The following is a 23,315-nucleotide window of genomic DNA, read 5'->3' as shown; positions in this document are numbered from 1 at the left end:
TACCATCTATAGAATAAATTGGCTTAAGTCTTTGTTTTGTATAATGCTGCTGAGTTTATCATCAACATAGTTTTCTGTGATTTCAATCGTCTCCATATTAATATCAGGCGCTTCAAACGACAAATCTTCCAATAATTTTTCCAGTATCGTATGCAGTCTTCTGGCACCGATATTATCTGTCTCCTGATTCACCTGAACAGCAATTTCTGCCAATCTGTTCACAGCATTGTCAGTAAACGTGACATTTATACCTTCTGTTTCCAACAATGCTGAATATTGTTTCAATAATGCATTGGATGGCTCCTTCAGTATACGTTTGAAATCTTCGACAGCAAGCTTCTCAAGTTCAACCCGAATCGGAAATCTCCCTTGAAGTTCCGGTATTAAATCGGATGGCTTCGCTGTATGGAAGGCTCCAGCAGCAACGAACAGCATATGATCCGTTTTAACTGAGCCGTGCTTCGTCTCAACGGTTGACCCCTCAACAATTGGGAGTATATCCCGTTGTACACCCTCACGTGAGACATTTGCGGAATCATCCTGCTTACCGGAGACTTTATCAATTTCATCGATAAATAAAATACCGGATTGTTCAGCACGATCGATGGCTTCCTGTGCCGCCTCATCCATATCGACAAGTTTCTGAGCCTCCTGAGTCGTTAGCACTTTTCTCGCTTCCGAAACAGGAAGTTTGCGCTTTTTCTTTTTATTGGGCATGAATTTGCTGAATGCATCCTGCATGTTCATACCCATCTGTTCCATGCCTGATCCCTGCAGCATATCAAACATCGATGGGGGGGTCTCCTCCATTTCAACTGTCACAGTTCTATCTTCCAATTCGCCTAATGCCAGCTGATGTTCCACTTGTTTGCGTTTGTTTTTAACCTCATCACTCTGCTCTGTCTGCTCATCTGATTCCTCTTCCTCATTCTGACCCGAAAATAACATTTCGAACGGGTTTTTGACACTATTTTGTTTTTTTGTCTGAGGAACCAGCAGTTCAACGAGCTTTTTATTAGCTTCCTGTTCTGCACGGCCTTTGACTTCTTCCATTTTTTCGTCTTTAACCATTCTCAAAGCTTGCTCAACTAAATCCCGGATCATTGATTCGACATCACGTCCAACATAGCCAACTTCGGTGAATTTAGTTGCCTCCACTTTAATAAACGGAGCACTGACCATACTGGCTAAACGCCGGGCAATTTCCGTTTTGCCAATCCCTGTCTGACCAATCATGAGAATGTTTTTCGGAACTATTTCATCCTTGATTTGCGCATCAAGTTTCATGCGCCGATACCGATTTCTTAACGCCACAGCAACTGACTTTTTGGCTTCAGCCTGACCGACAATATACCGGTCGAGCTGTTCCACAATTTGTTTCGGGGTATAATCTATTCCCATGCAATCAAGGCCTCCTTAATCAATTGTTTCCAGCGTTATGTGATCATTTGTATAGATACAGACTTCGCCTGCAATTTCAAGAGATGCCTGGGCGATTTCTTTAGCTGACAAGCTGTCTGTGTGCCTAACTAAAGCCCTGCCCGCACTCAATGCGTAGTTTCCGCCGGATCCAATCGCCAGTATGCCATCATCAGGTTCGATGACTTCACCAGTTCCTGATACAAGAAACATCTTATCCTTATTCACGACAATCAGCATGGCTTCCAATTTACGCAGAACCTTATCACTGCGCCATTCTTTGGCCAGTTCAACAGCTGCTCTGGCAAGGTTGCCATCGAACGTTTCCAATTTCCCTTCAAATTTTTCAAACAGTGTAAATGCATCCGCGACTGATCCGGCAAATCCAGCCAGCACCTGATCTTTATATAACCGGCGCACTTTCTTTGCTTTATGTTTCATAACAACGGCATCACCCATTGTTACCTGACCATCACCGCTCATCGCACATTGCCCATTATGTCTAATAGCAAAAATCGTTGTGGCATGCATACCTTCCGTCACGTGCACCACCTCTTTCAAGTAATTATTCTTTTGCCCGCGGATGACTATCCATATACACTTCCCGTAAATGATCTTTTGTAACGTGTGTATAAATTTGGGTGGACGATAAGTTTTCATGCCCCAAAAGCTCTTGAAGTGTCCGGAGATCGGCGCCTTCATTCAGCATATGCGTCGCGAATGTATGCCTGAGTTTATGAGGATGAACATGGACCGTCATTGCGGCATTTTCTACCATTTTATTTAAAATCATCCGCATTCCCCGGGCAGTTAACGGACCGCCTCTGGCATTTAAAAAGACAGCATCAGGAGAAGATGTTGTCTTTTCCAGCAATTTTTCACGTCCATCATTAATATAATGTTCCAAAGCCGTTTCTGCAAAGTGGCCAAATGGGAGATACCGTTCTTTATTGCCTTTTCCATTAACAAACATTGTCCCAATCGTAAAATCAATGTGCCCAAGCTTAACATTCTGGCATTCGCTGACACGTATGCCTGTGGCATAAAATATTTCGAGCAACGCTTGGTTGCGCTGACCAAGTGGATCATTTAAATCACTGACACTAAACAGTTTCTCCAATTCTTCAGTATATAAAAAACCCGGAATTGGATGTGTTGTTTTCGGAAGACTGACATAAATAAATGGATTAGCTGTTACTTGCTCGTGACGCTCCAAAAAACGATAAAAGCTTTTCAGACTGGAAATTTTTCTGGAGACGGACCGGCGGCCAAGTTTTCGTTTATATAACCTGGTCAGATACACACGAATAATGCGTTGATTAACATCTTCAAGTGAGCTGATCTGTTCCTCTTCTAAGAACGCAAAGAAATCCTCCAGATCATCCACATAAAAACGAACTGTATAGGGTGACGCATTTTTCTCAATTTGCAGGTATTCGGTAAAGTCTGTCAAAAAATGTCTCATTTCCATTAGAACTACACCCCGCCATACAGCTAATAAATCATATCACATTTCAAAACCTGCAGCAACTAATTTAACAGAATTATATTAAAATTCAAAAACAAACACAGTTCGATTAACTCTTAGCTAATTTGTCACCACTGCTATACTTTAAAAAGTCAAAGCCTGATCTGTCAAGCATCTACCTTAGCAATGCGCTATTATAGCTCTTTCGATTTAAATAGTCAATCAACAGATTAATGAATGTAGGAACATTTCGTTATTTATGACAGAATTGTGTCCGCAGAGGCTTTTGTGATTATAGAACACAAGAAAAACTGCCTGGTTTAAACAGGCAGTCAATTATCAACACTTTCTTTATAATCACACTGGGTACACTGGACTCTTGTTTCCTTTTTCGTTTTCTTTTCTACAAGCAGTGAACCACATTTTGGGCAAGGTCTGGCAATCGGTTTATCCCAGGAGACAAAATCACATTCCGGATACCGATCGCAGCCATAAAATTTCCGGTTTTTTTTCGATTTCCGTTCAACGACATCACCCTTTTGACACTTGGGACAGGTGACACCAATTTTCTTTAGAATCGGTTTTGTATTCCGGCATTCAGGAAAATTGGAACAAGCCATAAACTTGCCGTAACGCCCCATCTTATAAACCATTTCATGACCGCAATATTCACAGTCTATCCCAGCAGGCTCATCCCGTATCTCGACCTTTTCCATTTCCTGTTCCGCTTTTTCCAAACGTTTCCGGAAGCCGCTGTAAAACTCATCGAGCACATTGATCCATTTGGCCTTTCCTTCTTCGACAGCATCCAGGTCGTCTTCCATTTGGACCGTAAAATCAACATCGATGACTTGCGGGAAAAATTCTTTCAGGATATCCATGACAATCGTTCCCAGCTCAGTTGGGACAAAACGTTTACTGTCAAGTTGTACATACCCTCTCCGTTGTATTGTATCAAGAGTGGGAGCATACGTTGACGGACGTCCTATTCCTTGCTCTTCCATTGTCCGGACAAGTCTTGCTTCAGTAAATCTTGGCGGAGGCTGTGTAAAGTGCTGATTAGGTGTAATGTCTGTTGCATCAACAATCATACCCTCCGTTAGTTCAGGGAGCAGTTTATTGTCACTTTTTTTCTTGTCATCTGTTCCCTCAACATACACTTTCATAAACCCGTTAAATTTTAATTTTGAACCATTTGCCCGAAACTCAATCCCATTATTAAGCAAATTTACGGTCATTGTATCCATAACAGCGGGCGCCATCTGACTGGCAAGGAACCGTTCCCAGATCAATTTGTAAAGACGGTACTGATCACGTGACAGCGTCTCTTTTAATGATTTGGGGTCCCGGTTCACGGATGTCGGCCTGACAGCTTCGTGAGCATCCTGGGCACCCTGCTGCTGCTTGCCTTTGCCTTTATTCGGAGAGCCCAAATAGTTTTTGCCATAAAGTTCCTCAATATAACCTTTAGCCTCTTGTTTGGCCGTTTCAGCTATACGGGTGGAATCGGTACGCATATAGGTGATCAAACCCGTAGTACCACCATTTTTTTTACCCAGGTCAATTCCTTCGTACAATTGCTGGGCTACCATCATCGTTTTCTTGGCTTTGAAATTAAGTTTACGAGCAGCTTCCTGCTGAAGTGAAGATGTGGTAAACGGTTTGGATGGATTACGTTTGCGTTCCTTTTTCGTTACGTTATTAACGGTGAATTTATTGCCATCCAGCTTGTTGGTGATGTTTTTGACATCGTTCTCGGATTTCAGCTCCTGCTTTTTACCATCGAAACCATAAAAAAAGCCTTCAAAAACATCTTTATCTTTTTGAAATTGTGCGTCAATTGACCAATATTCTTCTGATTTAAAATTTTCAATTTCCTTTTCGCGGTCAATGACCATTTTAAGTGCAACAGATTGCACTCTTCCGGCGCTCAAACCTTTTTTGACTTTTTTCCATAGTAATGGACTGATATTATAGCCGACCAGTCGATCAAGAATACGCCGTGCCTGCTGAGCATCGACAAGATCACGGTCTATCGAGCGCGGATGCTGAAATGATTCTTTAATCGCTTCTTTTGTAATTTCATTAAAAACAACCCGGCATTTGGTATTTTCATCAATATTCAGTGCATAGGCCAAATGCCAGGCGATAGCTTCACCTTCGCGGTCAGGGTCAGCAGCCAGATAAACTTTTTTAGCTTTTTTAGCAGCTGACTTTAATTCTTTCAGCACATCCCCTTTACCGCGAATCGTTATATATTTCGGATCAAACTGATTATCAGGATCAACACCTATATAACTTTTCGGCAAATCACGCACATGTCCCATGGATGCTTTCACTGTATATTTCTTTCCCAGATAGCGTTCAATTGTCTTAGCTTTTGCCGGTGACTCAACAATCACCAGATAATCAGACATAGCATTTCCTCCCGGAGTTGCATTCATACATTTAATGGAAAATCTTTACTAATACTAAATAGTTATGCTGTGTTTGTCAAATACGTTATCATATGCCCCAATTCGGACCAATTCCTGTCCAGTCCTCTATAATATCCCCTGGCTCCTGGACGAGTTTCGCGCCATCCTGTATCATACGGTGACATCCAGCTGTCTGCAATGCTAGCGGTGAACCAGGAAGAGCGTAAACATCTCTGCCCTGATCAAGAGCCTGATCAACCGTAATTAACGTCCCGCTTTTTTCGGTGGCTTCAATTACAAATGTAGCAAAACTCAAGCCGCTGATAATCCGATTCCGCTCGGGGAAGTGATGACGTTCCGGCGGGATATCGGGAGGATATTCCGATAAAAGCAGTCCTTCAGCGGCAATCTTTTGGAAAAGCTCACTATGCTGTCTGGGATAAATATGATTAAAACCACTGCCCATAACAGCAATTGTCGGCCCATTATGGTTAATAGCGAGCTTATGGGCATAACCATCAATTCCTGCTGCCATACCACTGACAATAACCCAATCGTTCTGGATTAAAGGCAGCACAAACTTATTCATTTTCGAAGCCGCTTCAGAGGATGGACGTCTTGTGCCAATCACACTCAGGAGCGGCTGCTGCGTCAATAAATCGATATTACCTAAGGCATACAATACCAGCGGCGCATCTTTAATAGTTTTTAACACATAAGGATACACGGCGTCAACTATCGTTATCACAGTAATAGATTTAAGATCTTGCTGAATACGTCGTTTCAATGCGGGATTTTTAAGGTCAGAATGAAAGAGAGAAGCTTTGTTCAGAGGCAGCGAAAAAAATCGGCTGATTTCTGAGGCAGTCAGATGATAGATCGTTTTCAGCGAGGAATCATAATGAATAAATTTACGAATAGTCCTGCGTGTGATACCCCGGCATCTGTGAATATGAATTAACCGCTTACGCATTAATTCCAATCAATCACACCCTTTTTGATAATTGGAACCCAAAGATCGCCATCTTTGGGTTCCTGTCTATAACATCAGTGAGTTTTGCATTTTTCCTGCAAGCCGTTTTCTTTTAATACGTTAATCATTGTTTCGCCAATGACGGCTGGCGTATCAGCTGTCGCGATTCCGCATTCATTCATGATACGGATTTTTTCTTCAGCCGTTCCTTTGCCGCCGGAAATAATAGCACCAGCGTGACCCATCCGTTTTCCTGGAGGGGCTGTTGTGCCGCCAATGAAGCCAACAACCGGTTTGTCCATATTAGCATCAACCCACCGGGCCGCTTCCTCTTCTGCTGCACCGCCGATTTCACCAATCATAACAACGGCTTCTGTCTCTGGATCATCATTGAAAGCTGACAGAGCATCAATAAAGTCCGTACCAATGACCGGATCACCGCCAATGCCGACAGCGGTCGTCTGTCCATAGCCGGCCTCTGATAGTTGATGAACAGCCTCATATGTTAACGTGCCTGATCTGGAGATAACGCCAATATGGCCTTTTTTATGGATATAGCCCGGCTGAATACCAATTTTACATTCATCGGCTGTAATCACACCTGGGCAGTTCGGTCCAACAAGCCGTGTCTTCTTGCCTTCCATCGCACGTCTAACCTTAACCATATCCATAACCGGAATATGCTCCGAGATGCAGACAACAAGATCTAATTCAGCGTCAACTGCTTCCAGAATCGCATCCGCTGCTGCTGGAGCCGGAACATAGACAACTGAAGCATTCGCACCTGTTTCATCAACAGCGTCCTGAACAGTGTTAAAAACGGGAACACCTTCAACTTCAGTGCCACCTTTTTTCGGTGTAACACCGCCTACAATATTTGTTCCGTATTCAAGCATTTGTTTCGTATGAAATTTGGCTGTGCCGCCTGTAATTCCCTGTACAATCACTTTAGTGTTTTGATCAACATATACACCCATTTTCGTCCGTCCTTTCCTTGATTATTGTCATTTGGCCACGTTATTTAACCGCGGAAACAACTTTTTCTGCACCGTCTGCCATAGATGCGGCCGATGTAATATTCAATCCTGATTCATCCAGAATTTGTTTGCCTGATTCGACATTAGTGCCTTCGAGACGTACGACAAGCGGGATTTCGAGACCCATTTGCTTAGTCGCTTCTACGACACCTTCAGCAATGACATCGCATTTCATGATGCCGCCGAAAATGTTAACAAAAATACCTTTTACGCTTGAATCGGACAGAATGATTTTGAATGCTTCAGTTACCTTTTCGGCCGTTGCGCCGCCGCCAACATCAAGGAAGTTAGCCGGATCGCCGCCATAATGTTTAATAATATCCATTGTTGACATAGCAAGACCAGCACCATTGACCATGCAGCCAATATTGCCGTCGAGTGCGACATAGCTCAAGCCGGATTTGGATGCTTCAATTTCTTTATCATCTTCTTCACTCAGATCCCGCAGCTCCGTAAGATCCTGCTGACGGAACATAGCATTATCGTCGAAATTCAATTTAGCATCAAGTGCCATCACTTGGCCGTCACCTGTTGTCACGAGCGGGTTGATCTCAGCAATGGAACAATCTTTTTCCACATAGACATCATAAAGCCCCATCATGAACTTCGCAGCTTTACCGATAAGCTCGTCCGGCATATTAATATTGAACGCCAGTCTGCGTGCCTGGTAGCCAGCAAGTCCGACGACAGGATCAATGACTTCTTTGAAGATTTTCTCCGGAGATTCCGAAGCTACCTCTTCAATCTCAGTTCCGCCTTCTTCGGATGCCATCATAACAATGCGTGAAGTGGCACGATCCAGAACCAGGCCAACGTAATATTCACTTTGAATATCTGATCCTTCTTCAATTAATAAACGCGTCACTTCTTTTCCTTCAGAGCCAGTTTGATGTGTAACAAGCTGTTTGCCCAAAAGCTCTTCAGCATAGGTGCGCACGTCATCCACGCTTTTAGCCAGTTTGACGCCGCCGGCATTGCCCCGTCCGCCGGCGTGAATCTGTGCCTTTACAACCTTTACATCACTATTAAGCTTCTGTGCCGCCTCAACGGCTTCATCAGCTGTATAGGCGACATAGCCATTCGGCACATTGACGCCGTATTCACGTAAAACATCTTTGCTTTGATATTCATGAATGTTCATCTTTCATCCTCCCATCATATTTCAATGCACTGCTATTGTATAAAAAAACAACTAATTTCACAAGAAATAGCGGCTTATGACTGATTTTGTCTCCAAGTCTGCAAGGAAACCTCCGTTGCAATCAGCCCAGATTTGAGACCATCTCACTCACGTCCCATACGCTGATCGGTTTTGTACACAAAGGCAAATACTTCTGCGACAACCTGATAAAGCTCCTCAGGTATCGTTTCATTAATATTCAATTCGGCGAGCAGCGCAACCAGCGACGGATCTTCATGGACAGGGACCTGGTTATCATTGGCTTTTTGAATAATGGTCTCAGCTGTCAGTCCTTTACCGGAAGCTGTAACTCTTGGAGCCTGTTCATGGCTTTCTTCATATCGCATCGCAACGGCTTTATGACGTTGATCTGTCATATATGATAATCCACCCCCATGTATGGTTTCTGATAAGCTGTCCTGATAGCTTCATCTCCCGCTGGTTTGGTTTCATAGATTGGTTTAAATGTAACGGCAGAAAGCTTATAATCAGCGGCTTCCAGTCCTTTCTTCAGTACGGGTCTCAATACTGAGGCTTTCTCGGTCATAAGCTGATCCTGATCATTATAAATGGTTAGCGCAACAGCCCGTTTTTGGACGTGCATATCAATAATGGTTTCATTTAAATTCGTTAGATTTAAGTAAAATAAAATACGGCATGAGTCAGGGTTAATCGCACCGCTCTCTGTTTTGTTGCTGGAGAATTCCAGTTGTATATCTCCGGGCAATTGTAAGGGCGCCCCGGGCAGGTACATATTCGCTTGAATCGCATAGGAGGTTTCATTAACGGACTGAATTTGCATACCGTTCAGAAAATGTAAAAGCTGCTGTGACTGGTTATGAAGAACACCATCATTTTGCGAAACCATCTGCATCAGCATGGACTTGAGGGTCATTCCTTGCCTATGAAATTGATTGCGGGCAAGCTGATTTTCATAGGTTAAACCAGTTACGTCAAGCATTTGCTTAATCTCGCTTAAAAACTGTTCTTTTGGTGAGGTCACTTGATCCCCTTTCCCAAGCAGTTGTGTTAAGCGATACATCAGCTGCTTTTCAAGTTTGCTTGGATCAGGATTTTCTTGCAATTGCTGCAAGAGCGACTGCAATTGGTCAGATAACGCTGTTGTGTTCATCGAGACAAGGGCCTTGTAAACTGATTCTGTAATTGGCAAACCTGCTGACAGCATACCTTTCAGGGTTTGGTGTGCCTGCGCATCACTTTTATGACTATGTAACAGCTGGAAGGCCTGTTTCAACTGCTCTTTTGTAAACGGGATTTTTTCATCCACAAGCGTCTGAGCCAAATTCACATTAGCCTTCGATGTTTTCAGGCTCAACTGCTGCAGCAATGCAGTGGTACTCCCGGTTTCCTGTTTTGGAAGCTCCTCACCGATAACGCGCAAATGAACAACATCCTCTGATGGCTGCACCTGGAAATGGTATTTCCCGCCAGATGATAATGGGGCTTCAAGCTTTGCCATTAGTTTCTGCGAACCCAATTGAATTTGCGCCTTTTGATTTGGATACAGCTTCACAACGTCACCTTGAATAATTTGCCCGGGCCTTAATGTCCGGGCTTTACTGGTCACATTGGCTGTTGATGAAACGCGGTTATGAACGTGCATAAAACCCTCTCCCTGTCTATTTGGCTGCATCACGTACAGGAGCAAAGGTACGTCTATGGTAGGGTGAAACTCCCCGTTCCTTCAATGTCTCTAAGTGCTGTTTGGTCCCGTACCCCATATTGGACTTAAAACCATACTCGGGATAGTTCTCAGCTATTTCCTTCATTAATTGGTCCCTGGTAACTTTAGCTAATATACTGGCAGCAGCAATGGAAATACTCCTCTGGTCACCTTTTGTAATAGCGTCAGACGTTGTTGGCAGCTCATGAAGCGGCACGGCATCAATCAAAATATGGTCCGGAGATGGGTCCAGCTGATCAACAGCCTCATACATAGCCCGGTTGGCTGCTTCAGAAATATTGATCACATCAATCGTCTGATTATCAATGATGGCAATGCCATAGCTCACAGCTGCCTGTTTGATAAGAGTAAAATAATCATTGCGTACTTTTTCAGTTAATTGTTTCGAATCATTCAGCCCAAGCAGTTTGAAGTCCGGCGGCAGGATGACAGCTGAGGCAACAACCGGGCCTGCCAGTGGACCGCGTCCTGCCTCATCTATGCCAGCGATATAATGACAGCCTTTCGCATAGAGCGCCTGTTCATAGCGTGACATACGGCGGAAATTTTCTTCCAGCGCCTGTTCTTGCAGCCTTTGTCGCTCATACTGTTTAATCAGTTTTTGCACACCTTTGCGGTTATCAGATTTCAGTTCGTTTAGCCAGCTTTCGTCAATATGACCGGCGGCAAATAATTGTTTCAGTTGCGCTATTGAATATTGTTTCAAATGAATCACCTGCACCTGTTGTATTTATATCGGCTGATCGTGAGAAAAGTGAAGTGTGAATGCTTCTAAAGGTTTAGCAGTCCCCAGCCAGTTGCATCAGCGCTGCAGGCAGCCATTATATCAGCCTTTTAAAAAAGACACCTTCCGGATATTAAGCGTTACCCGGCGGTGTCTCAAATGTAATTTTTCCGAGTTTACCTCCCCGCAGATCCTGTATAATCAAACCAGCTACTTTATCAAAATTCACATGCCCGCCTGATTCCAGTGCACCACGCTTTTTCCCGATAGCAACGAAGATATCCCACATATCGTCCATATCAGGTGCAATCCCGAAGCGTTTTTCCAATTGTTCGGGAGAGTGCGCCTGGACATACTGAATGACAAAAGCAGTCACATCATCTAACGGCAGCAAGTGATCTTTAATAGTGCCAATCGCAGCGAGTCTGTAACCAACAGCTTCATCTTCAAATTTCGGCCATAGAATCCCCGATGTATCAAGCAGTTCAAACTCATTTTTTATTTTAAGCCACTGCTGCTTGGTGGTAACGCCGGGTTTGTCGCCGATTTGTGCAATCTTTTTATTAGCAAGGCGGTTGATCAAAGTTGATTTTCCGACATTCGGAATACCAAGAATCATAGCTCGGGATGGGCGCGGATTAATGCCTTTTTCTTTTAATTTATCAAGACTTGCCTGGCCTAATTTCTTGCCTGTTTGAATAACCTGCTTAATATCGCTCATGTCATTAACATCAATGGCAATGGCCAAAATTCCCTGCTCTTTAAAGTGAGCAAGCCAGGCTTCTGTCAGCTCATCATCTGCCAGATCCTTTTTCATCATAACAATCATTTTAGGTTTTTGCTGTAAAATGGACTGCAACAGCGGGTTTTGTGAAGACAATGGCGCCCGTGCATCAATTAGTTCGATGACAAAATCCACTAAAGACACGTTTTCTTCCACTTCACGCTTAGCCTTAGCCATATGGCCCGGATACCACTGTATCGTCATGATAATCACCCTAATCGTGTATTAATTGGAATCGATCTAGCGGCCAATAAACCAAACTGGCTTTTCCGATAATCTTATCCATCGACACAAGCCCCAAAATCCGGCTGTCAGTTGAATTGTTCCGATTATCACCCAGCACAAGCACATGGTTATCAGGGATTGTTTCATAGCCGCCAGGGAGCTGCTCTAAATCAAAATCATTCGTCAGCGTCTGATAAGACGGCATATGCTCTTTTCGCTCCTGCAGAAAAGGTTCTTCCACTTCATCACCGTCAACATATAATTGATCATCTTTAACAGTAATATGTTCACCAGGCAGACCGATAACCCGCTTAATAAAATCTTTTTTTTCTGAAGCGTGAAACACAACAACATCAAAACGATCAGGTTCATGTATATCGTAAATAAATCGATTGACAACCATCTGATCCCCGTTATGCAATGTCGGCTTCATGGATGGCCCATCCACAACGATCGGGAGAAAAAGAAAGGTTCTTATGATTAAAAATACACCCAGAACGATCAATAACGTTTTAAGCAAGTCAAGCCATTCGCCCTTTAATTTTTTCATAGACTCCCACCGCCTGCTACTAATATCTCTTCATTAATGTTATATGAACAGTGTCATATGATTCATGCCTGTCAGGGACTTTCGGGCATCCTGACAAAAGTAAAAAGAGGCTTGCGTGAATACACCAAGCCCCTTTACAAAGTCAATTTCAACTGACGGATTAGCGACGTTCTTTAATACGTGCTGCTTTTCCGCGCAGATTGCGAAGATAGTACAGTTTCGCACGGCGGACAAGGCCACGGCGGGAAACTTCAATTTTCGCAAGGCGAGGTGAATGCAGCGGGAATGTACGCTCGACACCGATACCGTAAGAAATCTTTCTCACAGTAAATGTTTCACTGATTCCGCCGCCTTGGCGTTTGATGACAACACCTTCAAATACCTGTACACGTTCACGCGTGCCTTCAACAACCCTGACGTGAACTTTGACAGTGTCACCTGCACGGAATTCAGGATGATCGGTACGAAGCTGATCTTTCGTCACTTCTTCGATAATGCTTTGCATCCTGCTTCACTCCTTCCAACCAATGCTCATATCACACTAAGGACAGCGGAACATCGTTTTTTTCGCTTCTAACTAATGTAAGCACAATAGATACTATACCATATTGGAAATGCGAATTCAATCTTCATTTTGCTGGATTTTCCGCAGTAATTCGCCATCCTTTTCCGTTAAGTTCTCCTTAACAAGCATATCAGGCCGGCGTTCATACGTTCGCTTCAGTGACGCTTCCCGGCGCCATTCAGCAATTTTGGCATGGTCTCCTGATAAGAGCACTTCCGGCACTTTCATACCGCGAAAGTCAGCCGGGCGTGTATAATGCGGATGTTCAAGCAAACCCGATGAAAATGAATCTTCTGCCGCCGATTCTTTGTTCCCCAGTGCATCTGGAAGCAGTCTGACCACACTATCGATCAGGACCATCGCCCCAAGTTCACCGCCGGTTAAAACATAATCACCAATCGATATTTCATCGGTAACAAGGTGCTCGCGTATGCGTTCATCATACCCCTCGTAATGGCCGCAAATCAGCACCAAATGGTCTTCTTCTGCCAGCTCCTCTGCTTTTGACTGCTGATAAGGCTCACCCTGGGGGGACAGTAAAACCACACGAGGTTTTGTTTGCCCGCCGCTCGTGAGCGCATCAAGTGTATCAAACACCGGCTGCGGGGTTAAAACCATGCCAGCGCCACCGCCATATGGATAATCGTCAACTTTTGAATGCTTGTTTGCCGAATAATCACGAAAATTAACGAGGTTGTAATTAAATGCAGCGTTGTCCTGTGCTCTTTTTAAAATTGAAGCGTTCAAGACACCTTCAATCATTTCGGGAAATAAAGTTAAGACATCAATATGCATTAATCCAGCAGTCCTTCCATAGGTTCAATGACCACCTGGCGAGATGAGACATCAACCTGTTTAACAACATCTTCAATATAGGGAATAAGCGCGTCCTGGCCACTCGCTCGTTCAATCACCCAGACATCATTAGCACCTGGAGCAAGGATTTCCTTAATATCGCCGAGATAATCACCGTTCGTCTGATACACAGCACAGCCAATAATCTCATGATAATAAAACGCATTTTCTTCCAATTCCGTGAGCTGATCACCTGTGACTTTTAAATAAAGCCCTTTAAATGGCTCGACATCATTAATCGAGTCAAAACCAGCAAAGTGCAGCAGATCAAAACCCTTATGGGAACGGTAGCCATCGATGGTGAACGTTTGTTTAGTGCCATTTTCAAGCTCCACAAGCAGCTCATTGCCGTAAGCAAAACGCTCCGGAAAATCAGTGATGCGCTGTACTTTCACCTCGCCTTTGATACCATGTGTATTCACAATTTGTCCTGCATTAAACAGTTCTGTCATGTCATCACCTGCTATTTTCAATCCGGACAACGACATCGTCTTCAATGACAATAACCGCGGCTTTCATCACATCGTCCCAGTGCGATCCAACATCGACTTCAACAAGCGCATCAACTTCTTTTTCGGTTATTTCACTGCCCATTTCCAGAATCGCCAGTTGTTCTGATTTAAAATCAACCGACTCCATTTTTTCCTGGCGTTTTTCGATCTCTTTTTGAAATCGTTGCGACAGCTCCTGTTTGGACATTGTATGCTTATTTTCCTGTTTACGCTGTTCAAACTTAAGTTGTTGACATTCTTGTTCAAGCCGCATTTTCTGATCATAGAAATTATTCCGCAATTTAGCCTTGCTTTTTTCGGTAATAATTTGTTTAACCTGGACCTTTTTAATAATTTGCATGTGGGATCCCCGCTCTCATTAAACGTGTCCGGACTGGAATAGTTCCATATATTTGTTTTAAAAAAGGGAAAGGCGGGCCTCTCCCTTTACATAATATCCAAATGAATACGCTTTTCTGCTTTAGGTCTGGCAGCATAGACCAGTGTACGAATTGATTTAGCAACCCGTCCGTTTTTGCCGATCACCTTCCCGGCATCGCTCTCATGGACAGTCAAATGGTACACAATTTTAGTGTCTTCCTGCATTTCAGTCACAGCAATAGCCTCTGGATGATCGACAAGGGGTATCACAATCGATTCAATAAGGCCGGTCATGATTATCAATCACTTAACACTTAATTCTTTTGCTCGTGAAATTTTTTCATGATGCCTTGTTTTGAGAAAAGATTACGGACCGTGTCGCTCGGTTTTGCACCATTTGTCATCCAGTTCATCGCTTTGTCCTCATCGATTTTAACTTCAGTTGGATTGACAACTGGATTGTATGTTCCAATTTGTTCAATAAAACGTCCATCTCTTGGTGAACGTGAATCAGCTACAACAATTCGATAAAATGGATTACGCTTTGAACCCATACGTTTCATACGAATTTTAACTGCCATAATGTCACCTCCGTTATGTTTGTTTCACAATTTTAGATTCTAACAGATCACCTTACATCTGTAAAGTGTTTATCCATTACAGATTAATCATTTTTTGAACCAGCTGGCCAGCAGTCTGAGCAGCGCCGCTTCAGAACTACATAAAAGGCAGATTCATACCTTTGCCTTTCTTCCCTTTTTGTGTGCCAGTCATTTGTTTCATCATTTTTTTCATTTCATTAAACTGTTTCAGCAGCCTGTTCACCTGAGATACAGACGTTCCAGACCCTTTGGCAATCCGTTTTTTTCGGCCTGCGTTCATAATAGACGGATCCTGACGTTCATCTTTGGTCATAGACTGGATAATTGCTTCGATATACACAAGCTGGCTCTCATCAATCTGGGCATTTTTCAAGCCCTTCATTTTATTTGCACCAGGGATCATATTCATCAGATCATCCAGCGGTCCCATTTTCTTAACTTGATCCATTTGCTCCAGGAAATCATCAAATGTGAAGGAGGCTGTACGCATTTTTTCTTCGAGTTCTTTAGCCTGCTTTTCATTCACATTTGTTTCGGCCTTTTCAATCAAGCTCAGGACATCGCCCATTCCAAGGATGCGTGAGGCCATACCTTCAGGCTGGAACGCTTCCAGCTGATCCAGCTTCTCACCCATGCCGGCAAATTTGATTGGTGTATCCGTAACGGCTCTTATGGACAGAGCAGCACCGCCGCGCGTGTCACCGTCCAGTTTCGTCAAAACAACACCGGAGACCGCTAATTGATCATTGAAACTTTCTGCCACATTAACAGCATCCTGGCCTGTCATGGAATCAACAACAAGAAAGGTTTCATCCGGCGTTACAGCGGCTTTAATCTGTTCCAATTCAGCCATCAGGTCCTCATCAACATGGAGCCGTCCTGCCGTATCAATGATGACGTAATCGTTATGCTCTGCTTTTGCCTGCTCAACAGCTTCGCGAGCGATAGCCACCGGATCAGCATTTGTTCCTTTTGAAAAGACAGGTATATCAAGCTGTTCGCCGACCGTCTCCAGCTGATCAACCGCTGCCGGCCGGTAAACGTCAGCGGCTGCGAGAAGCGGTGAACGGTTATGTTTTTTTCGCAGGTAATTGGCAAGTTTGCCGCCCGTTGTCGTTTTGCCGGCACCTTGCAGCCCAACCATCATAATAACAGTAGGCGGGTTATCAGCAACGGCTACCGTGCTCTGTTCACCGCCCATCAGCTCGGTTAATTCCTCCCTGACGACTTTAATAACCTGCTGGCCGGGTGTCAGACTTTCCATGACTTCCTGTCCAACGGCGCGTTCTTTTATCCGTTTCACCAAATCTTTAACAACTTTAAAATTAACATCTGCTTCCAAGAGAGCCAGACGCACTTCCCGTGTCATATCCTTAACGTCCTGCTCGGAAACCTTACCTTTGCCGGTTATCTTTTTCATCGTACTTTGTAAACGATCGGCCAATCCTTCAAATGCCATTAAGGTTCCCCCTACTCTAATTCTTTTAATTGACTGATGAAGATCCTGAAATCTTGATTTTCCGCTTGCTCATCCATTTGGTCTAAAATGACCATGCGTTTTTGAAAACGATCATAAAGCATCAGTTTTTCCTCATAGGATTCAAGCATGCTTTCGGTCCGCCGTATATTATCATAAACCGCTTGACGCGAGACCTGCAGCAATTCAGAAATTTCACCGAGCGAATAGTCTTCACGATAATACAAATCCATATATTGACGCTGTTTAGGGGTCAGGAGCGGTTCATAAAAATCAAATAAGTAATTAATGCGCGTTGTTTTTTCCAGCAAGCCATTCACCCCTTTAAGCACAAATTCCTTGCGTTGTTAAGTGAAACCTCTTTACAAGAGTTTACCATCATTCCGTCTCATCTTCAAGCAGATCTGCAAACAAACCATAGACAAAGGCATGTGCATCAAATGCTTGAAGGTCATCAACTTTTTCACCTAAACCGGCAAATTTGACAGGAATATTAAGTTCATTGCGGATGGCCAGCACGATACCACCTTTAGCAGTTCCATCCAATTTCGTCAGTATAATACCTGAAACATCCGTGGCTTCAGAAAATGTTTTTGCCTGGCTCAAGGCATTCTGGCCTGTTGTAGCATCAAGTGTCAGCAATACGTCGTGCGGTGCATCAGGCACTTCCCGTTCAATAACACGCTTCACTTTGGCCAGTTCATTCATTAAATTCACCTTGTTCTGCAGCCGCCCTGCCGTATCACAAATTAAAACATCAGCCTCGCGGGATCGCGCCGCTTTAATACCATCAAAAATAACGGCCGCCGGATCGCTGCCTTCACGCTGTTTAATAACATCCACACCAGTCTTTTCGCCCCAGGCATCCAGCTGTTCAATCGCACCAGCGCGGAACGTATCACCGGCGGCCAATAAGACATGTTTGCCTTCCTGTTTTAACTGATAAGCCAGCTTGCCGATTGACGTCGTTTTGCCAGCGCCATTCACACCAACAACAAGAACAATAGACAAGCCGTCTTCCTGCAAGTTCAGTTTCTCAACTGTTTCATCATCATCACCGTAATAAATCTCCACAAGTTTTTCAGAAATGACATCCTTCATCTCTCGTGTATCTTTGATATTTTGCCGTTTCACTTCCATTTTCAATTCCTCGACAAGTTCCATGACAGTATTAATGCCAACATCTGCTGTAATCAGCACTTCTTCCAGCTCTTCAAAAAAGTCTTCATCGACTTTCCGGTAGCGGGCAACCAGATCATTAATCTTACTGGAAAATGAATTGCGGGTTTTTTCCATACCTTCTTTATATTTTTGAGAAACATCCTCTGTTTCCGGATTATTTTCTTTTTGTTTAAATTTATTTTTTAATTTATCCATGAATCCCATGCAGCCGTTACCTCCTACGCATTGATAAGCTCTTCTGTCTCTTCCAGCCTGACGGAAACGAGACGTGACACCCCTGATTCCTGCATTGTGACGCCATATAAGACATCCGATTGTTCCATTGTTCCTTTACGATGCGTAATGATAATAAATTGCGTATCCTGACTATATGTTTTTAAATATTTGGCAAAGCGGACAACATTCGCTTCGTCAAGAGCCGCTTCCACCTCGTCCAATACACAAAATGGCACGGGACGAACACGCAATATAGCAAACAATAAAGCAATCGCAGTTAACGCTCGTTCACCACCGGAAAGCAGTCCAAGATGCTGCAGTTTTTTCCCAGGCGGCTGCGCAATAATCTCGACCCCGGTATCAAGCAAATTTTGAGGATCACTCAGCTGTAATTCTGCCTTTCCACCGCCAAATAATTGTTTGAAAACAGTAGTGAATTCCGTTTTGATTTGTCCGAACGTGTCACTAAAACGTTTTTCCATTTCCGCATCCATTTCCGCAATGACAGTATGCAGTGTCTGTTTAGCCTCTACAAGATCACTTTGCTGACCGGATAAAAAGTCATAGCGTTCAGATATGCGATCATATTCATCAATGGCGCCTAAATTAACCGTCCCCAGCTGGTCAATCGCCTGCTGAATAGATGCGACCATATTTTGTGTTTCTTCGATATTGTCTGTTTTATCATAGGACTGTCTGGCCTTTTCAAACGTCATCGTATAATCATTCTGCAGCTTAGACAGACGGTTTTCCAGTTCAACGTCAAGACGATTAGCCTTAACATCTTTTTCCTGAATCAACTCTTTAAACGCCTGATGCTGCTTCGTTTCCTCTTTAAGTTCGCGGTCCTGCTCCTGCAAACGCTGCGTGCGCTGAGAACGATCCGAACGCATGGTTTGAATTGTTTCAGTGATTGTTTCTTTATGCGCCTTCGCTTCAGAAATCGCTGCGTCGATATCGTCCTCAGTCTCTTTCGATTTCTCAGCCGTCTGCAGGTCATCCAAATCTTTTTTATAACGTTCGTACTGCTCCCTGGCGTCATTTAACTGTGATTGCACGTCGTTTGTCTTGTTACGCTGGTTTTTTAAACGTTCTTCCTGTTCAGCAAGCGTGACTTGCGCCTTTTGGTAGTCATCCTTTAATTGCTCCAGATTCTCCTGATAAGCTGACTCCTCTTCCGACAGCTTATCTATCTTCTGCTGGGTTTCTTCCAGCTTGCCGGAAATCGCGGCAAGTTCTTGTGCGAGCTGTTCGTCACGGGCTTTCAGATCGTTCGTATCTTGCTCAAACTGCTGATTATCCTGATCATAACGCTCTAAATTATCGTTCAGTGAAGCAAGCTTCATCTCTGCTTCTTTAAATGCCGCATGACGTGCCTGCAAGTTTTCCTGCTCTTGGTTCAGCTGACTTTCTTTTGCCGTAATGGCTTCTTCCAGCTGACTTATCTCCTGCTTTTGCTGATCAACCTGCTGTTGAAATTCCTGTGTTCTTTGCTGATAATCCTGAAGTTTTTCGGTCACGTCCTGCAGGTCTTTTTCTCTCGTGAATAACGATTGTTTTGATTTCTTCTGGGCACCGCCGGACATGGAACCTCCTGGGTTAACAACATCCCCTTCCAATGTCACAACCCGGTGTTTCCGCTTAACAGCACCAGCCAGTTCATTGGCATCTTTTAGCGTCCTGGCGACCAGCACATGGCCCATTAAGTGGCTGACCGCTTTCTGAAATGCTGATGAGACAGTTACAAGATCGCTGGCTACCCCAATGAAACCGGACTGATTTTCTGCATTCGCAAGCATCTCACGTGATACAAAGCGTTCCTTGATGGAATTGAGCGGCAAGAAAGTTGCCCGGCCGCTATTTGTTTCTTTCAGCCATTCAATGGAACGGCGCGCTGTCTGGTCATCGCTGACAACGACATGCTGGGCTTGTGACCCCAAGACGGTTTCAATCGCTGTGATATAGGTTTTGGGAATGTCAATCAGCTCAATCATGGCACCCTGGACACCGGATAGTTTCCCATCCTCGCGTGCTTGGAGAACAGCTTTAACACCGTTGAAAAAGCCTTGAAAGTCTTCCTTCATGTCTGTAAGCATTTCCTGTTTGGACTTCAGCTTTTCAATATGCTGATAACCCTGGTTCAGTTTCGACTGCGCTTCCTGAAAAGCTTGACGTTTCTGTGCCAGCTGGTTTTTCTCCTGCTGCAATGATTCCGATAGGGCCTGACATGTTTTTTCCTGTTCAGAATAATCCGCTCGCAGCTTTTCCAATTTCGCGCTAAAATCTTCCCGGTCTGCCAGCAAGTCTGCAAATGTCTCCGCTTGTTTCTTTTTCTTCCCATCAACCTGGTTCAGTTGTTCCTGGATTGATTGTTTTTCATTGCGTTTGGCAGCCTGCTCATTTAAGTTCTCGATATAATCTGCTTTCAGTTCCTCAATTTGTCCGCTGATATTTTCCCTGTCAATCGACAGTTTTGACTCCAGTTGCGTTACCCGCTGTTTTGTATCGTCGCGTGTTTGTTTTAGCGAGGCGAATTTTTCATTTTCCTGTTTGTATTCATATTCGAGTTTGTCAACCTGCTCAGATGCTTCTTGTTTTTGTGCGGTGAGCTTATCAAGGTTTTCACTTAAGTGCTTTGTCCGTTCATCGAATACTTGCTTTTTTCCTTCATATTGCTCCAGGTTTTCCGTTGCAGTTAACAAATCCGCCTGATACTGTTCGATTGTTTCATCGAGTTTCTGGAGTTCCTGCCGCTCCTGTTCAAGTTCAGCCTCTTTTGTCTGAATAGCCGTATTCTGTTTCAATTCGTCATCTTTTTCTTTTTTCAATTCATCCAAAAGACCCTGCCACTCACCATGGAGCTGTTCAATTTCTGTTACGAGCAGGGAAATTTCCTGCTGCTTCAATTGTTCTTGTTTATCTAAGTATTTCCGGGCTGTTTCCGCCTGTTCTTTCAGTGGTCCGATCTGTTGGTCAATTTCCTGAATAATATCTTCCACACGATACAGATTTTCCTGCGTTTCGGCTAATTTATATTCCGCTTTTTTCTTACGCTGCTTGTACTTTAAAACACCGGCAGCCTCTTCAAAAATAGCGCGCCGTTCGTCAGCTTTCGAGCTGAGTATCTCTTCAACCCTTCCCTGACTGATGATTGAAAAGGATTCACGACCAAGCCCGGAATCTATAAATAAATCAACAATATCTTTTAAACGACAGGATTGCTTATTAAGATAAAACTCACTCTCCCCAGAACGATAGACGCGTCTGGTAACACTCACTTCTTCATAATCAAGCGGCAATGTTTTATCACTATTGTCCAAGACAAGTGTTACTTCAGCAACATTAAGAGCCCGCCTTGTATCACTGCCCTGAAAAATAACATCTTCCATTGTGGTCCCTCGTAAGGACCGGGCTGACTGCTCCCCCAGCACCCATCTAATCGCTTCGGTTATATTACTCTTTCCGCTTCCATTTGGGCCAACCACAGAGGTCATACCAGGAACAAAATCAACGCTGATCCGTTCTGCAAATGATTTAAAGCCCACACTTTCCAATCGTTTCAAATACATAGCTATTCTCCTAGTTTCGCTTACGTTTGTGCAGCATTTCGCGTTCTTGGGTTGGCATTTTAACGTGTTTATTTTATCATATAGAAAAGGACAATAGAAGGCACAGCTGACACTATAAGCAATGCAAAGCCCTTTAAAGGAGTGTTCACATGAACCTGGAAAATCCGACGCGGGAAAATTTGAAGCATATTCTGAATGAACTGGCTGATCAATTAGACGTCGTCAATCGTGAATTAATGGAAGCCGATGACTATGATCTGGATAAATATGAGGATATTAAGTTTATGTATGATATGGTGAAACAAAAAGGCTCTCTAAGCCCTTCTGAGACACAAGCATTCATTACGGAACTTCGGGCGGTCAGGAAAGCGTAATTTTTAACAAGCATTCTGGTTAAACCATAATAAAAGGCTGGTGCTCAGAGTATAAGCATACAGCCTTTATGCATCATCATCTGCTGTCTGATGTGTCCAGTGTGTCTTTAGCAGCACGCTGTTCGGCCTCTTTTTTGGTGTGACCTGCTCCCTCACCTGAGACGGCATTATCAATTAATACCTGAGCCACAAATTCCTTATCGTGGGACGGGCCTTTCTCATCAGCAATGACATACGCAATACTGTGATTTCCTTCCTGCTGAATTTCTTCCTGCAGCTTGCTCTTATAATCCATCGCATGTGAAAAAGCACCGGTGTTTATTTTCGGATAAACATAGTGTTCCAAAAACGTGATAACCGCGTCATAACCCTGGTCTAAATACAGGGCACCAAGAAAGGCCTCAAACACGTCTGCCAATATGGCTTCTCGCTCACGGCCCCCTGACTGTTCTTCGCCCCGCCCGAGCAGAAGATAATCACCAAAATGGAGGTTCCTGGAGAACTCAAACAGGGACGCTTCACACACAATCGAAGCGCGCCATTTCGTCAAATCCCCTTCAGGCAATTGGTCTTTTTGTCTGTATAGATATTGGGAAACACCCAATTCCAGGACAGCATCGCCCAGAAATTCCAGACGTTCATTATCCGATATGGCTTCCTTCCGATGCTCATTCACATAAGATGAATGTGTGAAGGCTTGTCGCAGCAGTTCTTGATCGTTAAACGTTATACCCAGCTGTTTTTCCAATTGTAACAGATTCATTTCGATTCTCACCACTTAGTATGAAGGTTAGCATCATTGTACTGAAGATGTACAAGGTTGTAAATAACAGAAGTCCCGCATCGTGCGGGACTTCATTTGAATGCTATCGTTATGATTGGCTGCTGTTTATGTATTCGACAGCCGCACCAACTGTATTGATCTTTTCAGCTTCTTCGTCAGCGATTTCAATGTCAAATTCATCTTCAAGTTCCATAACAAGTTCAACCACATCAAGTGAATCAGCTTCTAGATCCTCTTTAAAAGATGCTTCCATCGTCACTTGTGATTCTTCAACTTCCAATTTATCAACAATAATATTTTTTACTTTAGCAAATACATCGTCTGCCACGGTTTGTTC

Annotated in this window: 25 protein-coding genes; 1 reads left to right on the top strand and 24 read right to left on the bottom strand. The window is 43.7% G+C overall.

From position 1 onward, the window contains the following. Positions 1-6 precede the first annotated feature (6 nt). From hslU to smc, 22 genes are all read right to left on the bottom strand, one after another. Positions 7-1,401, bottom strand: a complete 1,395-nt coding sequence (gene hslU / locus ACFQU8_RS00860; protein WP_382357259.1) for an ATP-dependent protease ATPase subunit HslU — start codon at positions 1,399-1,401, stop codon at positions 7-9. 15 nt (positions 1,402-1,416) lie between these two features. Beyond that, complete coding sequence (hslV, locus tag ACFQU8_RS00855; RefSeq protein WP_382357258.1) at positions 1,417-1,962, bottom strand: ATP-dependent protease subunit HslV; 546 nt, start codon at positions 1,960-1,962, stop codon at positions 1,417-1,419. Positions 1,963-1,984: 22 nt separating this feature from the next. Further along, positions 1,985-2,884, bottom strand: a complete 900-nt coding sequence (xerC, locus tag ACFQU8_RS00850) for a tyrosine recombinase XerC (RefSeq protein ID WP_382357367.1) — start codon at positions 2,882-2,884, stop codon at positions 1,985-1,987. 335 nt (positions 2,885-3,219) lie between these two features. Next, positions 3,220-5,304 (bottom strand): type I DNA topoisomerase, encoded by a 2,085-nt coding sequence (gene topA / locus ACFQU8_RS00845; RefSeq protein WP_382357257.1) that lies wholly within the window; start codon positions 5,302-5,304, stop codon positions 3,220-3,222. Between the two features lie 88 nt (positions 5,305-5,392). Beyond that, positions 5,393-6,091, bottom strand: coding sequence for a DNA-processing protein DprA (gene dprA / locus ACFQU8_RS00840; RefSeq protein ID WP_382357256.1), 699 nt, complete (start codon positions 6,089-6,091; stop codon positions 5,393-5,395). Positions 6,092-6,351: 260 nt separating this feature from the next. After that, positions 6,352-7,254, bottom strand: coding sequence for a succinate--CoA ligase subunit alpha (gene sucD, locus ACFQU8_RS00835; RefSeq protein ID WP_382357255.1), 903 nt, complete (start codon positions 7,252-7,254; stop codon positions 6,352-6,354). A 40-nt stretch (positions 7,255-7,294) separates the two neighbouring features. Beyond that, complete coding sequence (sucC, locus tag ACFQU8_RS00830) at positions 7,295-8,455, bottom strand: ADP-forming succinate--CoA ligase subunit beta (RefSeq protein ID WP_382357254.1); 1,161 nt, start codon at positions 8,453-8,455, stop codon at positions 7,295-7,297. A gap of 143 nt (positions 8,456-8,598) precedes the next feature. Continuing rightward, positions 8,599-8,871: an EscU/YscU/HrcU family type III secretion system export apparatus switch protein gene (locus tag ACFQU8_RS00825; protein ID WP_382357253.1), complete on the bottom strand. Its 273-nt coding sequence runs from the start codon at positions 8,869-8,871 to the stop codon at positions 8,599-8,601. Then, positions 8,868-10,118, bottom strand: a complete 1,251-nt coding sequence (locus ACFQU8_RS00820) for a hypothetical protein (protein WP_382357252.1) — start codon at positions 10,116-10,118, stop codon at positions 8,868-8,870. The genes ACFQU8_RS00825 and ACFQU8_RS00820 overlap by 4 nt, the downstream gene beginning before the upstream one ends. Positions 10,119-10,134: 16 nt before the next feature. Further along, complete coding sequence (locus ACFQU8_RS00815) at positions 10,135-10,914, bottom strand: ribonuclease HII (protein ID WP_382357251.1); 780 nt, start codon at positions 10,912-10,914, stop codon at positions 10,135-10,137. 142 nt (positions 10,915-11,056) lie between these two features. Beyond that, positions 11,057-11,911: a ribosome biogenesis GTPase YlqF gene (ylqF, locus tag ACFQU8_RS00810; protein ID WP_382357250.1), complete on the bottom strand. Its 855-nt coding sequence runs from the start codon at positions 11,909-11,911 to the stop codon at positions 11,057-11,059. 10 nt (positions 11,912-11,921) lie between these two features. After that, on the bottom strand, positions 11,922-12,482 hold the full coding sequence (lepB, locus tag ACFQU8_RS00805; RefSeq protein ID WP_382357249.1) for a signal peptidase I: 561 nt from the start codon (positions 12,480-12,482) through the stop codon (positions 11,922-11,924). Positions 12,483-12,642: 160 nt separating this feature from the next. Continuing rightward, complete coding sequence (gene rplS, locus ACFQU8_RS00800) at positions 12,643-12,987, bottom strand: 50S ribosomal protein L19 (RefSeq protein WP_382357248.1); 345 nt, start codon at positions 12,985-12,987, stop codon at positions 12,643-12,645. Positions 12,988-13,104: 117 nt separating this feature from the next. Beyond that, positions 13,105-13,842, bottom strand: coding sequence for a tRNA (guanosine(37)-N1)-methyltransferase TrmD (trmD, locus tag ACFQU8_RS00795; RefSeq protein WP_382357247.1), 738 nt, complete (start codon positions 13,840-13,842; stop codon positions 13,105-13,107). Beyond that, positions 13,842-14,354, bottom strand: coding sequence for a ribosome maturation factor RimM (gene rimM, locus ACFQU8_RS00790; RefSeq protein ID WP_382357246.1), 513 nt, complete (start codon positions 14,352-14,354; stop codon positions 13,842-13,844). Before rimM ends, trmD begins: the two co-directional genes overlap by 1 nt. 4 nt (positions 14,355-14,358) lie before the next feature. Next, positions 14,359-14,754, bottom strand: coding sequence for a YlqD family protein (locus tag ACFQU8_RS00785; RefSeq protein WP_382357245.1), 396 nt, complete (start codon positions 14,752-14,754; stop codon positions 14,359-14,361). 86 nt (positions 14,755-14,840) lie between these two features. Next, positions 14,841-15,068, bottom strand: coding sequence for a KH domain-containing protein (locus ACFQU8_RS00780; RefSeq protein ID WP_382357366.1), 228 nt, complete (start codon positions 15,066-15,068; stop codon positions 14,841-14,843). A gap of 20 nt (positions 15,069-15,088) precedes the next feature. Then, positions 15,089-15,355, bottom strand: a complete 267-nt coding sequence (gene rpsP / locus ACFQU8_RS00775; RefSeq protein WP_382357244.1) for a 30S ribosomal protein S16 — start codon at positions 15,353-15,355, stop codon at positions 15,089-15,091. 136 nt (positions 15,356-15,491) lie between these two features. Then, positions 15,492-16,835 carry a signal recognition particle protein gene (gene ffh, locus ACFQU8_RS00770; protein WP_382357243.1) on the bottom strand — a complete coding sequence of 448 codons (1,344 nt, stop codon included), beginning with the start codon at positions 16,833-16,835 and terminating at the stop codon, positions 15,492-15,494. 11 nt (positions 16,836-16,846) lie between these two features. Continuing rightward, complete coding sequence (locus tag ACFQU8_RS00765; RefSeq protein WP_382357242.1) at positions 16,847-17,164, bottom strand: putative DNA-binding protein; 318 nt, start codon at positions 17,162-17,164, stop codon at positions 16,847-16,849. Positions 17,165-17,231: 67 nt separating this feature from the next. Beyond that, positions 17,232-18,239 (bottom strand): signal recognition particle-docking protein FtsY, encoded by a 1,008-nt coding sequence (gene ftsY / locus ACFQU8_RS00760; RefSeq protein WP_382357241.1) that lies wholly within the window; start codon positions 18,237-18,239, stop codon positions 17,232-17,234. A 14-nt stretch (positions 18,240-18,253) separates the two neighbouring features. Further along, positions 18,254-21,820, bottom strand: a complete 3,567-nt coding sequence (gene smc, locus ACFQU8_RS00755) for a chromosome segregation protein SMC (RefSeq protein WP_382357240.1) — start codon at positions 21,818-21,820, stop codon at positions 18,254-18,256. 149 nt (positions 21,821-21,969) lie between these two features. Here smc and ACFQU8_RS00750 point away from each other — a divergent pair, with 149 nt between their 5' ends. Beyond that, positions 21,970-22,194 carry a DUF1128 domain-containing protein gene (locus tag ACFQU8_RS00750; RefSeq protein WP_382357239.1) on the top strand — a complete coding sequence of 75 codons (225 nt, stop codon included), beginning with the start codon at positions 21,970-21,972 and terminating at the stop codon, positions 22,192-22,194. 76 nt (positions 22,195-22,270) lie between these two features. Here ACFQU8_RS00750 and rnc read toward each other — a convergent pair whose 3' ends face one another. After that, the gene (gene rnc, locus ACFQU8_RS00745) at positions 22,271-22,957 is read right to left on the bottom strand and encodes a ribonuclease III (RefSeq protein ID WP_382357238.1); all 687 of its coding nucleotides are present in this window, start codon (positions 22,955-22,957) and stop codon (positions 22,271-22,273) included. Between the two features lie 109 nt (positions 22,958-23,066). Continuing rightward, positions 23,067-23,306: an acyl carrier protein gene (gene acpP / locus ACFQU8_RS00740; protein ID WP_382357237.1), complete on the bottom strand. Its 240-nt coding sequence runs from the start codon at positions 23,304-23,306 to the stop codon at positions 23,067-23,069. Between the last annotated feature and the right edge of the window lie 9 nt (positions 23,307-23,315).

The organism is Lentibacillus kimchii, from assembly GCF_042666895.1.
Taxonomy (GTDB): Bacteria; Bacillota; Bacilli; order Bacillales; family Amphibacillaceae; genus Lentibacillus; species Lentibacillus kimchii.
Note: the sequence above shows the minus strand (reverse complement) of the source record. Positions and strands in the feature narration are given on the sequence as shown.